Origin of the sequence: Bradyrhizobium jicamae (assembly GCF_001440395.1) — a bacterium.
GTDB classification, from domain to species: Bacteria; Pseudomonadota; Alphaproteobacteria; order Rhizobiales; family Xanthobacteraceae; genus Bradyrhizobium; species Bradyrhizobium jicamae.
In genome coordinates, this window is the sequence record NZ_LLXZ01000035.1 from 1 (window position 1) to 13,149 (window position 13,149).

A 13,149-nucleotide genomic window follows, 5' to 3' on the forward strand; every position below is an offset into this window, starting at 1 on the left:
AACAGCGGCTCGGCGATCAGGCCGGGCCATTCGCCGCCGCCGAGCTTGATGCCACAGCTCCAGTCCTCGCCGAACGGCACCGCAGCGCCGCCGGTGGTGATGCGGACGTCGATATCGGGCTCCTGTTTGCGGAAGTCCGCCAGCCGAGGGATCAGCCATTTCATCGCAAAGGTCGGCCCGACGCCGATGGTCAGCACCCGGACGCTGGAGGGTGCCGTCACCTGCGCGGTCAGGCTCGCCAGTGCGTCGAAGATCGGCGTCAGGCCGCTCTGATAGGCGCGCCCCGCCGCTGTTGTGACGAGGCGGTTGGCCTTGCGCTCGAACAGCGCCACCCCGAGCCGCTCCTCCAGGAGGTGCACCATCCGGCTGACCGCGGCGGCTGAAACGTTAAGCTCGGCGCCGGCGGCGGCGAAGCTGCCGCTGCGCGCCGCCGCTTCGAATGCCTTGATGCCGTTGAGAAAGAGCAGCCGCCGCACGTAACCCTCAGGAAAACTGATGCCAGAGCAAGATAACTCAGTTTGCGTGCGCGGGACAAGCGAGGCACAAGGATGGGGTAGCAGCCTAGGTTGAACTGCGCCTCATTCCGAGCCTGGCCTGCGCAGGAGACTTCGCGTGACGCCGCTGATGATTGCAGCCCTTGGTGCCCTGATGGTCGCGACAGCGTTTCTGTCGGGGCTGTTCGGCATGGCCGGCGGGATGATCCTGATCGGCGTGCTGCTGATGCTGATGCCGCTGCCGACGGCGATGGTGCTGCATGCGATCACGCAGATGGCGTCCAACGGCTGGCGCGCGTTCCTGTGGCGGGCGCATATCCGCTGGCGGCCGGTGTTCGTGTATCTGATCGGCTGCGCGCTCGCGCTCGGCGTATGGTCGCTCACCCGCTACGTGCCGGACAAGCCGATCGCGCTGTTGCTGCTCGGCGTGACACCGTTCATGGCGCGGCTGATGCCGAAGAACTTGAAACCCAACCCCGACAGCATTGCGCAGGGGTCGTTCTACGGCTTCATCTGCATGGGGCTGATGCTGATGACCGGCGTCTCCGGTCCGCTGATGGACACGTTCTTCCTCGGCGGCAATTTCGGCCGCCGCGAAGTGGTCGCGACCAAGGCGACCTGCCAGGTGGCGAGTCACCTCACCAAACTGATCTATTTCGGCGGCATCATCGACCAGGCGGCGACGCTGGATCCGGTGCTCGCCGGCATCGCGATCGTAGCCTCGATGCTCGGCACCACGCTGGCGCGGCGCATCCTGGAAGCGATGAGCGATGCGCAGTTTCGCACCTGGGCGAACCGGCTGATCACGACGGTGGCCGGCTACTACATCCTGTACGGCGGCTGGCTGCTGTTCACGCGCAACAGCGCGCTGGCGTTCTGAGTTGGACCGCTTCTGAGGCGGAGGCGCCGATGAGCGAGACGACGGATCCCCTGGTGCTCGATCTCGTCGAATGGATCGCGCGCGAGCCGAGGCTTTATTCCGAGGTGATCGAGACCTGGCGCACCTCATGCCCGCGGCTGACGATCTGGGAAGATGCGGTGGATCGCGGCTATGTCGCGCGCCGGCCGGTGGCAGGCGAGGGCGTGCGGGTTGCGATCACCGCGCGCGGCGAGCAATTCCTGCGCGACAACCGGCGCGGCCGCTGATTTCCCAAGAGCTCCAGTCACACAAGTTTTCGTGAATGTGGCGGCGGCAACACTTGGCCGCCCTCCGATCGCCTATTCAGTTTGACATCGTAAGGTTGCAGGAGCCAATGCGATCTTTGCGATCAGTAATTGCACCTGACCAAATATTGCGCCGGCGCGAGACAAAGGAGTTTTGTCATGCCGAACATCGCGGATATGAAATGGTTCAAGGAGAATTTTCACGCTGAAGTCGAACGCGCGATTGCGGGCACGCCGTTCACGCTCGATCTGTTGGTCGCGCTGGCCTGTCAGGAGACCGGCGATGTCTGGCCGATCCTGCGCAGGAAGCCGCAACTGACGCTGGATCGCATCCTCGCGCTCTGTGTCGGCGATACCATTGACTTCAAGCCGCCCAACAAGGGGCGCAAAGCATTCCCGAGGAACAAGGCCCACCTGCTATCGGTTCCGAGAGGCGACAGGATGTTCGCCATCGCCCGCCAGGCGCTGGTGGAGATGGGACAGCACGTTCCGGGATTCCCGGTGTCGAATCCAAACAAGTTCTGCCGCGGCTTCGGCATGTTCCAGCTCGACCTGCAATTCTTCAAGGAAGATCCGGACTACTTTCTCGAGAAGCGCTACGAGAAGTTCAGCGAAACGCTCGGCAAGTGCATCGGTGAACTGACCGCCAAGGCGAAGAAGATCGGCTTGCTCAACAAGCCGTCGCTGTCGGACATGCAACTGACGGCGGTCGCGATCGCCTACAACACCGGCAACTTCATCCCGAGCAAGGGCCTGAAGCAGGGCCATTTCGACGGCCATAAGTTCTATGGCGAGCACATGTTCGACTTCATACGCATGGCACACACCGTGCCGGTGCCGGGCGGCTCGTCGGTATTGCCGCCCCCGCCGCCCAACGGCGCCATCGTGCCGCCGCCGACGCCGGTAGAGGCCACCGGGCCGTTCCTCGTGGTCAAGACAGAGCTCACCCCGTTACGCGTGCGCAGCGAGCCGAAGATCAGTTCGCCGGCGACCAGGAACGTGATCGCGCAACTGCCGGACGGGCATCCGGTGCGCGCCGTTACGGGCACCCCGGTGAAGAAGTTCATCGAGATCGAGACCAGCCTGACCGGCGCGCACATTCGCGGCTTCGCCTCGGCGGACTTCCTTGTTCCGGCGGCGGCCGACGTGACCGAGATTCCGACGGTGGCGTTGATGATGGACGCGCCGACGAGCGGCATCGTCGAAGTCATCATGCCGCGCCGGCGGGGCCTGATCACCAGGCGGACGGAGATCGCGGGCGCCCATTCGCTGAACGAACCCGACATGCCGACCCGCAAGGGCCAGACTCCGGAGGAACTGCGGACCGGCCTCAACGCGATCATCGATTATCTTGCTTCCGACAAGGCGGCGCATAAACGCTACAAGCCGCGCAGCGGCCTGACCTTCTGCAACATCTACGCGCACGACTACTGTATCCTGGCCGGCGTGTACCTGCCGCGGGTATGGTGGACGCCCGGCGCCATCGAGCGCCTCGCGCAAGGCGAAAAGGTCGAGCCGCTGATCGGCAACACCATCATGGAGATGCGCGCCAACGCTTTGTTCCGCTGGCTGCGCGACTTCGGGCCGCGCTTCGGCTGGCGTCAGACCAGCACGCTGACCAAGCTGCAGCAGGAGGCGAATATCGGCGCGGTCGGCCTTATCGTGGCGCGCCGGAAGGAGGACGGTAAATCGGGCCATATCGTCGCCGTGGTGCCGGAAACCAATGACCACCGTGCGGCGCGCAACGCCGCGGGCGAAGTCACCAAGCCGCTGCAAAGCCAGGCCGGAGCCAGGAATTTCCGCCGCGGCACCGGTACCCTCAATTGGTGGAAAGGCGATCAGTTCGCCGAAAGTGCATTCTGGCTGCACGCCTGAGCCGGACGGATCACGCCTCGTCGTGCGAAGCGAAAGCGCGGCGAGGCGGAGTTCCTCTTCTGCATCATGCTCCCATCGCAGATCAACTCGCCTTGAGGCGCGGTCGCCGGCCATTGACTCGATGGCCGTTCTGCGATGAGTTTCATGCAATCGCATGTTCTTTGCGGCATGCGTGAAACGCAGCAAGCAGGATGGGATCGCCCGATGATCGACCTTCATTACTGGACCACGCCGAACGGCCACAAGATTACGATGTTCCTCGAAGAGACCGGGCTGGCTTACAAGATCTTTCCGGTCAACATCGGCAAGGGCGAGCAGTTCAAGCCGGAGTTTCTGGCGATAGCGCCGAACAACCGCATCCCTGCGATGGTCGACCACGCGCCGAAGGGCGGCGGCAACCCGATCTCGATCTTCGAGTCCGGCGCGATGCTTTTGTATCTCGCCGAGAAGACCGGAAAGTTTTTACCCACGGATCTCTACGGCCGCTATGACGCGATCCAGTGGACGTTCTGGCAGATGGGCGGGCTCGGGCCGATGGCCGGGCAGAACCATCACTTCAGAAATTATGCGGTCGAGAAAATCAAATACGCCATCGACCGCTACGTGAACGAGACCAACCGGCTCTATGGCGTGCTGAACAAGCGCCTGTCGGATCGCGAATTCATCGCCGGCGAATATTCGATCGCTGACATGGCGAGCTATCCCTGGGTCGTTCCCTACAAGAACCAGGACCAGAACATCGACGATTTCCCGCATTTGAAGCGCTGGCTGGAAACCATCCGCGCGCGGCCTGCGACCGAGCGCGCCTACGCCAAGGCGAAGGAGGTCAATCCGAACTTCGGCCAGCCGGTGAACCGCACCGAGGAGGAGCGCAAAATCCTGTTCGGCCAGACGGCGGCCGTGGTGCGCTAGGAAGGATTGGCGGCGAACGCCGCGCAAGGACATGCGGAGCCCAGGCCCGCATGTCCTTATTCCGGCACGACAGGCCGGGGATTCACCGGATATCCATCCCAAAGACGCATAGGCAATATCGGCGAATCGGGGCGAGAATTGCCCCTTGAACGCCCAACTTTTGCCGGGCCCGGGCGTTGTCAAACTGCAGGAACCATTGTTTCGGAGACGATTGTGGACACCACACTGAAGTTGAAGCCGCGCCCGACCAACGTGGCGTTGATCGCCTGGCAGTTCACCGGACAGCCGCTGCACGAATGGCCGAGCTGGGTGCAATCCACGTGCTCGCTGCAGCGAAGCGAGGACGGGCACCTCGAGCTTCGACATGAACGGCAAAGCGGGACGCAGATCGTGTATCTGGAGGAGTGGCTGGTGCGGGATCTCGATGGCGGTGTGTGCTCCTACACCGAAGCCGAGCTGCGCAAGGAATTCGACATCGCGCCACGTCAGTGAAGTTGCTCACACAAATCAAAAAATAAACCGCTGGCACCGCGCTCCGATTGGTCACAGTCTGGAGTTGGGTTTTGCTGACTGAACCCTCTTGAGGGGTATCGCTCGAATTTCACCTGAACCTTTACTGACCTGACAGCGCGACGCACCCGGTACCCCTCTTCTTTCAACATTTGCGATTGGAGGAAGTGATGGCAACTCAAGTGAATGTCCAGCCCGGCCATGGCACGGCTGGCCGCCACCCGACCCGACAGTTTCTTGATTCACTTTCCGGGCATGACGATCCCGGCATGTTCGGGCGGATGTTTCCGAATCTCGAACCGCTCGCTGTCGACGACGCTCCGCTGAAGGAACTCGCCGACGCGATGAAGGATGCCAATCCGGGTGACGCCGCCGGCAACAACACCAAGGTCCCGGCCGGGTTCACCTATCTCGGCCAGTTTATCGATCACGACATCACGCTCGATCTCACCTCGCTCGGCGACAAGATGGCCGATCCGCTGGCGACCGAGAACTTCCGCACGCCGGCGCTCGATCTCGACAGCGTCTATGGTCTTGGTCCGGACGGCAGCCGGCAGCTTTACGCGCGCAATCCCGGCGAGGCCAACGGCAAGAATCCGGGACCGAAATTGTTGCTCGGCAAGACCATCAGCGTTGACGATATAACCATCACGCCGCGCAACGACCTGCCGCGCAACCCCGAAGGCTTTGCGTTGATCGGCGACCATCGCAATGACGAAAATCTCGTGGTTGCCCAGACGCACCTGGCGATGCTGAAGTTTCACAACAAGGTGTGCGACCACCTGGCTGCATCAGGGGTACCGGCCGACCAACTGTTCGCCCAGGCGCGCCAGACGGTGACCTGGCATTACCAGTGGATGGTGCTGCATGATTTCGTGGAGCGCATCACCGAGAAGGGAATCGTCGCCAAGATCCTCGATCAGGGCCGCCGCTTCTACCGCTTCAGGAAGTGGCCTTACATGCCGGTCGAGTTCTCGGCGGCGGCGTACCGGTTCGGCCACAGCATGGTGCGCGAGATCTACAGCCACAATCGCAAGTTCACCCCGGGCGGTGTCGTCCCAGCCTCGCTCGATCTGCTGTTCAGGTTCACCGGCCTGTCGGGAGGAATCATCGGCGATCTCGCGCCTGACCCGGTGCAGCCGCCGCTACCTATCCCGGTGCTCTCCAGCAACTGGATCATCGACTGGCGCCGCTACCACGAAATACTGGCGGCCAATCCCCCCGACGTGCGGCTCAATCCTTCGCGGAAGATCGACCCGTTCCTGATACCCAAGCTGCACGATCTGCCGGGCGGCGGCGGCAGCCTGCCGTTCCGCAACCTCAAACGCGGCGTCATGCTCGGACTGCCGTCGGGACAGGATGTCGCCAGGGCGATGAAGATCAAGCATCCGCTCACCCCCGCCGAGATCGCAAAGGGCCCGGACGGTGCGGTGGCAAAGAAGCACGGCCTGCACGAGCACACACCGCTCTGGTACTACATCCTCAAGGAGGCGCAGCAGCGCGGCGGCGGCGAAAAGCTCGGACCGGTCGGCGCGACGATCGTGGCCGAAGTATTCGTCGGCCTCGTCAACGGCGATCATCAGTCGTATCTGTGGCTGAAGGGCAAGGACTGGAAGCCGACGCTGCCGTCCAAGACTCCGGGCGAGTTCACGATGGCCGACCTGCTGCGGTTCGTCGGTGACATCAGCCCGATCGACAACATCTCGACGGTCTAGGCGTTCGCGCCTGCCACCGTCTGAAGCGGCTGCGATTGCGCGACGCCAGGGCTCGCGCAATCGCAATGATGCTTCGTCAGCCTTGGCAGCCTTTTCCTGTGACGCGCTCGTTCTTGACCACCTTTGCCACCATCTTGTCTGCGCCGCCGGTGAGGTCCGATGGCTTCAGGTATCCCTTGGCGTAAGCGTCCTGCGTCAGCCTATCAATGCGCCGATCGTCGGCCGTCGACCATTGTGCGGTGATGTAGTCGGCGCCGGCCTTGCCGAAGTTCTCGGGATAGCTCTCCGTCTGGCGGTTGCGATGGTAATAATATTCGTAGAGGCCGCTGATGAATTGCTTGCGATCATCGCCGCTGCAACGGCTGCCCCACGGCATCTCCAGCGCCCTGATCGCGGATTCTCGCTGCTTCTCTCGGCCTTCCACCATGTACTTCTCGTTGGGGCCGAAATCACGCGTGTCGCGTTGCGGCGCTTTCGGCGCTTCTGGCTGTTTTGCCGGGGCGAACGCCCAGGCAGCGATCTGCCAGACCACAATCGCACATAAGATCAACCCCAGTCGGTTCATCGGACATCCCTCGCGGTGGCCCCCGTTTGGGACCCACAGACAGAAGGGCCTGCGCCGGCCATGAGGGTGGGACCGGCCCAGAGGCCGGGACCCGCAAACTGAAGCACGTCGAATTGAACCGAGGCTGGAAAATCCGTCTTGACGATTCCGGGCTGCATGAACGCCTGAAAAAGGGCTTCCTTGATGCGCTTATCGAGCGGAGTCGAAAAGGCTGTGGCCGCGGCTTTCAGCTTCTCATCGGTGCAAAACATCTTCACCGGGCAATCCAGCCTGGTTTGCCAGGCGCGGGTATAGGCCGTCAGGGCCTCGATCAGATTCTTCTTCATGGCGCTGTTGCACGGCGACATCTCGAAGCCGGTGGTGGCCTGCAGGACTTCATGCCGTATCTTGTCGAGTGACGGATTCGTGTCCTTTTGCGCCGCGCTCTCCCGCCTCTTGCGCTCGTCATCCATGGCGCTCGTATCGCCGAACGTCGAGGCGATCGTTGGCTGCAATGAGCTGACGCTTACCGGCCCGGACCAATGCATGGGAAACCCGCGTGCAGCCCACGATACGGCAGCAAACGAGGTGACGAAGGCGATGGCGACATAGAAAAACAGACGGGGCATTGAAATGCTCGCGCAACGGTGCATCAGAGGACTGCATGCAACCCCTTAACGAACCGCCCGCTGCCGGCTTCGGGCAGGCCGAAAGGTAACGCGACGGTAAACGCGTTGCGTGGCTTTCTCGGAGAATTGGACCGTTGCGACACGCGGACTGGCTGGGATTTCTGCGTCCAGATCTGCCGCGGTTCAGCGGCCGGCATAGTTTGGCGTTCGGCGCGCGGTCCAGGCGGCGATGCCTTCGCCGAGATCGTGGCTCGGCACCAGCGCGGCGAACTGCTCGCTTTCGACCTGCAGCCCCTCGGCGATGCCCATGTTCAATCCGCGCGTGACCGCGGTGATGATGCCGCCGACCGCGAGCGGCGAATGCCTGATGATGCGGTTTGCGAGTTCGCGCGCCGCGGGCAGCAATTCATCGTGCGGCACGACGGCGTTGACGAGGCCGATCTCCAGCGCCCGCTGCGGCGAGAAGCGATCGCCCGTCAGCAGCAGTTCCAGCGCGCGCTTGCGCCCAGCAAGCCGCGGCAGCCGCTGCGTTCCGCCGAAGGTCGGCGGCATGCCGAGATTGATTTCCGGCTTGGCGAAGCTTGCCGCTTCGCTGGCGACGGCGAGATGCGCGGCTTCGGTGATCTCGCAACCGCCACCGAACGCCAGCCCGTTGACGGCAGCGATCACCGGTTTCCTGAGCGCTTCGAGCCGCGCGGTCATGGCCTGGCCGCGCCGGACGAAGCTTTGCACGGAAGTATCGCGGCCTTGGCGAACGCTGTCTGAGAATTCGTGAATATCCGCGCCGGCGGAAAAGGCGCGTTCACCCGCGCCGGTCAGGATCACTGCGCGCACGTTGGCGTCGGTCTCGATTGCGTCCAGCGCCGTCATCAGGCGGTCGATCAATGCATAGTTCAACGCGTTGAGCTTGTCCGGCCGGTTCAGCGTGACCAGCGCGACGCCGTCGTTGATTTCGAGCAGAATGGGATCGGGCATTTTGAACCTCCGGAAGAGATGGTGTGTTGCGGTGACCCTAGAAGACCATCCGGATTGTGTATATTCACTGGTTAGTATACATAGCCGGCATGGCACGCTCCGCAGTCCCGACCCGTGACCGCATCATCTCGGCGGCGAACGCACTGTTCTATAATGACGGCATCCGCGGCGTCAGCGTCGACGCGGTGGCCGAAAAGGCCGGCGTCACCAAGCGCACGCTGTACTATCATTTCAAAAGCAAGGACGATCTCGTCGCGGCCTATCTCGCCAACCGCGATCAGCCCAATCTGGCGCTGTTCCGGCAGTGGTTTTCGGATGCCCGCGGCGGCCTGCCCGCCAAGGTCGAAGCGATCTTTCGCAACCTCGCGCGCTCGGCGCGGCATCCGAAGTGGAAGGGATGCGGATTCCTCCGTACCTCTGCCGAGCTCGCCAACATGCCCGGCCATCCAGCGATCAGGATTGGCGCTGCGCACAAGAAGAAGTTCGAGGGTTGGCTTTGCGCGACCTTCGAGGCGGAAGGCATTGCCGAGCCGCTGCGGCTGGCGCGGCAAATCCTGCTGCTGCTCGACGGCTCATTCGCCGTCGTGCTGCTGCATCGCGATCCCAGCTATATGGAAACCGCGGGTGAGGCGGCATCCTCCCTGACGGCAGCGGCAATGGCGCGGCGGCGCAGCCGGCACTAGCATGTCACCGGACGGGGAATCGACCATGCCTGACCATGCAGATACGACCTCCACCGCAGCCTTCATCACCGCCGCCGAGCCCCAGCTCTTCGTCGCCGATATCAAGGCATCCTGCGATTTCTTTACCGGCAAGCTCGGCTTCAGCATCGCCTTCACCTATGGCGAGCCGCCATTCTATGCGCAGGTCGCGCGCGACGGCGCGCGGATCAACCTGCGCTGCGTCGCCGCCCCGCTGATCGACCCCGAACTGCGCGATCGCGAGCAGTTGCTTGCGGCTTCGTTCACGGTCGCGAGCGCGGAGGAGATCAAGAACCTCTTTCTTGCGTTTCAGGCGGCGGGCGTGACGTTCTTCCAGACGCTGCGACGGGAGCCCTGGGGCGCGCGCAGTTTCATCGTAAAAGATCCGGATGGCAATCTGCTGCTATTCGCCGGGCCAGCGGAGTAGTTTCGTAGGGTGGGCAAAGCGAAGCGTGCCCACCATCACGAGCACGGTGATAGAGGGTGGGCACGCTTCGCTTTGCCCACCCTACAAGCGTCGTCCAAATTCGCCGCGCTCGCGCAGCATCGCCAGCACCGCATTGAGATCCGGCAGCACGGCCGCGCATTTGGCGCGGGTCTCTTCCGTCGGCGGCGTCATGTCCGGCACCATGATGGTGATCGCGCCGGCGGCGTGGGAGGCGGCGACGCCGTGATTGGAATCTTCCACGGCAATGCAGGCTTGCGGTGCGAGGCCGAGACGCGTCGCAGCGAGGAGATACAGATCCGGGCTCGGCTTGCCGCGCGTTACGTCGTCGAGCGTCAGGACCGTGTCGAAGCGCGCGCGGATGCCGCCGAGCGAAAGGTTGCGTTCGGCGGAGCGCCGCGACGACGAGGTCACGATCGCCATCGGGCAAGCGGCGGCGGCGAGGGCGTCGAGCAGTTCCAGCGTGCCGGATTTAAGCGGCAGGCCGGCCTCCATCAAGCGGTCGCGGTTGACGAGGAAAGCGCGGTTGATGTCGGCGAGCGGAAAGTCCGCGCCGTAGCGGTCGAGCAGCATCGCTTCGCAGGCCGGACCGGGAAGGCCGACCATTGCGTGGCACAGTGTGACCGCGTCATCGGCGAAGCCGCCGGCCGTGAGCGCCGCGACCAGACTCTCGAAATAGACTTTCTCGGTGTCGAGCAGCGTGCCGTCCATGTCGAGCAGGACGGCGCCGACATTCCATTTGCCGTTCATGCCGCACCCGCGCTGGTGCGCTGTTTGGCGAGTGTGCGCAGGCAGTCCGGGCAGAAGCAATCGCCGCCGTCGACGGGCATCGGCATCCGGAACGCCTCGTCGCTGCACCAGCAGGGCCCGGACGGATTGCAGCCGAATTCGGTGCTACAGCGTGCGCAGGCGAGGCGGCGCGAGGTCGGCTGATGTTCCACGTGATCTGTCATCAATGAGGCCGCATCCTGACGTGGAATTAATCCCGGGTTCACGCCGAAGCACGTTATATTGCGCCACTATACGTCCGGGAAGAATTTTAGGGAAATCCGATGGCCCGCGATTCGCAAGCCGCCCTCGTTGCCCTCAATCGCTTCGGCTTCGGTGCGCGCGGCGGAGCCTCGGGCGATTTTCTCAACGCGGCGTCCGATCCGCGCGGCTTCGTCAAGGCAGAACTCAGCCGGCCCAACGGCGCGCTGCTCGAAGTGCCGGGCTTGCAGTCGACGTCCGCGCTCGGCAAGGCGGCGTTCGATTATCAGTTCGAGGTTCAACGGGCGCGCGATGCCGCCGCCAAATCAGCAACGCCGCCAGCGGCAGGCGAGGGCGCATCGCCACCGCCGGAGGCCAAGGGCCAGCGGCGAAACCTTTCGCTCAACAGCATCGCGATGGAGATGGCGCCGAAGGAGCCGCCCGCGAAGCCGCCGGACAATGCGACGATGGCGCCCGCGGAGACGATGCAGCCGAATGCGCCAAAACCGGCGCCGCCGCGCTCGGCAGAGCTCAACATCATCCAGAAGACCTTTCGCGCCGAGGCGCTAGCGCGGCTGCAGCGCGCCGTCATCGCCGATGGCGGATTTGCCGAGCGGCTGGTGGTGTTCTGGTCGAATCATTTCTGCAGTTCCGCCGCCAAGGGCGGGCTGGCGCAGATGTGGGCCGGTTCGTTCGAGCGCGAGGCGATCCGGCCGCATGTGCTGGGGCGCTTCGCTGACATGCTCAAGGCGGTCGAGCAGCATCCGGCGATGCTGTTCTTTCTCGACAACCAGCAATCGCTGGGCCCGGATTCGCGCGCCGGCAGGAACCGCAACCGCGGACTGAACGAAAATCTCGCCCGCGAAATCCTGGAACTGCATACGCTCGGCGTCGGCGGCGGCTATTCGCAGGACGACGTGACGGCGCTCGCTAATATCATCACGGGCTGGACCTTCGCTGGCAGGCTGGGGCAACTCGGCGTGCCCGGCACCTTCGTGTTCAACGCCAATGCGCACCAGCCAGGCGCGCAGCGGGTGATGGGGAAAATCTACGACGCCGAAGGCGTCGCGCAGGGTGAGGCGGTGCTTAGGGATATCGCGCGCCATCCTTCGACCGCGAAGTTCATCGCGGGGAAGTTCGCGCGCCATTTTGTCTCCGACGATCCGCCGCCGGCGCTGGTGGCACGGCTGTCGGATGTCTTCACCAGAACCGACGGCGACCTGAAGGCGCTGGCGCTGGCGCTGGTCGATTCCGACGAGGCCTGGCAAGAGCCACTTTCCAAGATCCGCTCGCCTTATGAATTCCTGATCGCAGCCGGCCGGCTGCTGGCGCAGATTCCGAATAATCCGAACCTTTATCTCGGCGGCTTGAGGACACTGGGCCAACCACTATGGTCGCCGTCCGGGCCGAACGGTTTTGCCGATACCAACGCCGCATGGCTGGCACCGGAGGGCATGAAGCTCAGGCTCGATATTTCCACGCAGATTGCATCCAGGCTCGCCGAGGGCATCGATCCGCGCGACCTGCTGGAGCTTTCCGCCGCCGACACGGCGTCGATGGAGACGCGGCGCACCGTCGAGCGCGCGGAATCGCGGCAGCAGGCGCTGGCGCTGTTATTGATGTCGCCGGAATTCCAGAGGAGATGATGTCGATGGATACGACATTGGGTTGCTGCGAGGATCTGCGGTCATCGGTGACGTCGCGGCGCGCCGTGCTGCTCGGCGGTGCCTCCTTTGCGGCGTGGGCCTATTTGCCGAAATTCGCGCGCGCAGCCGATGGCCGCGATCCGCGGCTTGTGGTCATCATCCTGCGCGGCGCGCTGGACGGGCTTGCCACCGTCGCGCCGATCGGCGACCCCGATTACGCCGGCCTGCACGGCGCGATCGCGCTGTCGTCGGGCGGGCCGAACGCGGCGCTGCCGCTCGACAATTTCTTTTCGCTGCATCCGGCGATGCCGGAATTTGCGCGGATGTATCGCGACGGGAAGGCCGCGGTGATCCATGCGGTTGCGACGCCCTATCGCGAGCGTTCGCATTTCGACGGACAGGACGTGCTCGAAAGCGGCTTTGCCGGCCCCGGCCGGGTGCAGTCCGGCTGGCTCAATCGCGCGCTGGAGGGCCTGCCGAAGGGCGAACGTGTGAGCAGCGCGCTGGCCGTAGGCCCGACCACGCCGCTGGTGCTGCGCGGCGCGGCGCCGACCGTCGGCTGGGCGCCGC

At 63.8% G+C, this 13,149-nt stretch carries 16 protein-coding genes; 10 read left to right on the forward strand and 6 right to left on the reverse strand.

The window, feature by feature from the left end:
• The coding region (locus CQ12_RS05920) for a LysR family transcriptional regulator (RefSeq protein WP_157088021.1) at nucleotides 1-476 on the reverse strand (476 nt) is incomplete at its 3' end.
• A 136-nt stretch (nucleotides 477-612) separates the two neighbouring features.
• Here CQ12_RS05920 and CQ12_RS05925 point away from each other — a divergent pair.
• The 6 genes from CQ12_RS05925 to CQ12_RS05950 all read left to right on the forward strand — a co-directional run bounded on the left by CQ12_RS05925 (nucleotide 613) and on the right by CQ12_RS05950 (nucleotide 6,670).
• Nucleotides 613-1,374, forward strand: coding sequence for a sulfite exporter TauE/SafE family protein (locus CQ12_RS05925; RefSeq protein WP_057834417.1), 762 nt, complete (start codon nucleotides 613-615; stop codon nucleotides 1,372-1,374).
• A 29-nt stretch (nucleotides 1,375-1,403) separates the two neighbouring features.
• Nucleotides 1,404-1,640: a hypothetical protein gene (locus tag CQ12_RS05930; protein ID WP_057834418.1), complete on the forward strand. Its 237-nt coding sequence runs from the start codon at nucleotides 1,404-1,406 to the stop codon at nucleotides 1,638-1,640.
• A 177-nt stretch (nucleotides 1,641-1,817) separates the two neighbouring features.
• Complete coding sequence (locus CQ12_RS05935) at nucleotides 1,818-3,533, forward strand: SH3 domain-containing protein (protein WP_057834419.1); 1,716 nt, start codon at nucleotides 1,818-1,820, stop codon at nucleotides 3,531-3,533.
• Nucleotides 3,534-3,737: 204 nt separating this feature from the next.
• Nucleotides 3,738-4,445, forward strand: a complete 708-nt coding sequence (locus CQ12_RS05940) for a glutathione binding-like protein (protein WP_057834429.1) — start codon at nucleotides 3,738-3,740, stop codon at nucleotides 4,443-4,445.
• 213 nt (nucleotides 4,446-4,658) lie between these two features.
• The gene (locus CQ12_RS05945; protein ID WP_057834420.1) at nucleotides 4,659-4,937 is read left to right on the forward strand and encodes a hypothetical protein; all 279 of its coding nucleotides are present in this window, start codon (nucleotides 4,659-4,661) and stop codon (nucleotides 4,935-4,937) included.
• A gap of 188 nt (nucleotides 4,938-5,125) precedes the next feature.
• Nucleotides 5,126-6,670, forward strand: a complete 1,545-nt coding sequence (locus tag CQ12_RS05950) for a peroxidase family protein (RefSeq protein ID WP_057834421.1) — start codon at nucleotides 5,126-5,128, stop codon at nucleotides 6,668-6,670.
• Between the two features lie 76 nt (nucleotides 6,671-6,746).
• On the opposite strand, the gene CQ12_RS05955 is transcribed toward CQ12_RS05950, so the two are convergent.
• From CQ12_RS05955 to CQ12_RS05965, 3 genes are all read right to left on the reverse strand, one after another.
• The gene (locus tag CQ12_RS05955; protein ID WP_057834422.1) at nucleotides 6,747-7,235 is read right to left on the reverse strand and encodes a hypothetical protein; all 489 of its coding nucleotides are present in this window, start codon (nucleotides 7,233-7,235) and stop codon (nucleotides 6,747-6,749) included.
• The gene (locus CQ12_RS05960) at nucleotides 7,232-7,843 is read right to left on the reverse strand and encodes a hypothetical protein (RefSeq protein WP_057834423.1); all 612 of its coding nucleotides are present in this window, start codon (nucleotides 7,841-7,843) and stop codon (nucleotides 7,232-7,234) included. Before CQ12_RS05960 ends, CQ12_RS05955 begins: the two co-directional genes overlap by 4 nt.
• Before the next feature lie 183 nt (nucleotides 7,844-8,026).
• On the reverse strand, nucleotides 8,027-8,818 hold the full coding sequence (locus tag CQ12_RS05965) for a crotonase/enoyl-CoA hydratase family protein (RefSeq protein ID WP_057834424.1): 792 nt from the start codon (nucleotides 8,816-8,818) through the stop codon (nucleotides 8,027-8,029).
• Nucleotides 8,819-8,907: 89 nt separating this feature from the next.
• Here CQ12_RS05965 and CQ12_RS05970 point away from each other — a divergent pair, with 89 nt between their 5' ends.
• Entirely contained in the window at nucleotides 8,908-9,501 is a 594-nt protein-coding gene (locus CQ12_RS05970) for a TetR/AcrR family transcriptional regulator (protein WP_057834425.1), read from the forward strand.
• Nucleotides 9,502-9,526: 25 nt separating this feature from the next.
• Nucleotides 9,527-9,946 (forward strand): VOC family protein, encoded by a 420-nt coding sequence (locus CQ12_RS05975; RefSeq protein WP_057834430.1) that lies wholly within the window; start codon nucleotides 9,527-9,529, stop codon nucleotides 9,944-9,946.
• Between the two features lie 81 nt (nucleotides 9,947-10,027).
• Here CQ12_RS05975 and CQ12_RS05980 read toward each other — a convergent pair whose 3' ends face one another.
• Together CQ12_RS05980 and CQ12_RS05985 are read right to left on the reverse strand one after the other, a co-directional pair.
• Nucleotides 10,028-10,714, reverse strand: coding sequence for an HAD family hydrolase (locus tag CQ12_RS05980; protein WP_057834426.1), 687 nt, complete (start codon nucleotides 10,712-10,714; stop codon nucleotides 10,028-10,030).
• The gene (locus CQ12_RS05985; RefSeq protein ID WP_057834427.1) at nucleotides 10,711-10,917 is read right to left on the reverse strand and encodes a cysteine-rich CWC family protein; all 207 of its coding nucleotides are present in this window, start codon (nucleotides 10,915-10,917) and stop codon (nucleotides 10,711-10,713) included. The genes CQ12_RS05980 and CQ12_RS05985 overlap by 4 nt, the downstream gene beginning before the upstream one ends.
• A gap of 99 nt (nucleotides 10,918-11,016) precedes the next feature.
• Here CQ12_RS05985 and CQ12_RS05990 point away from each other — a divergent pair, with 99 nt between their 5' ends.
• A complete protein-coding gene (locus CQ12_RS05990) occupies nucleotides 11,017-12,579 on the forward strand; it encodes a DUF1800 domain-containing protein (protein ID WP_057834428.1) in 1,563 nt (520 codons plus the stop codon).
• Nucleotides 12,580-12,584: 5 nt separating this feature from the next.
• The coding region (locus CQ12_RS05995; RefSeq protein WP_430642189.1) for a DUF1501 domain-containing protein at nucleotides 12,585-13,149 on the forward strand (565 nt) is incomplete at its 3' end.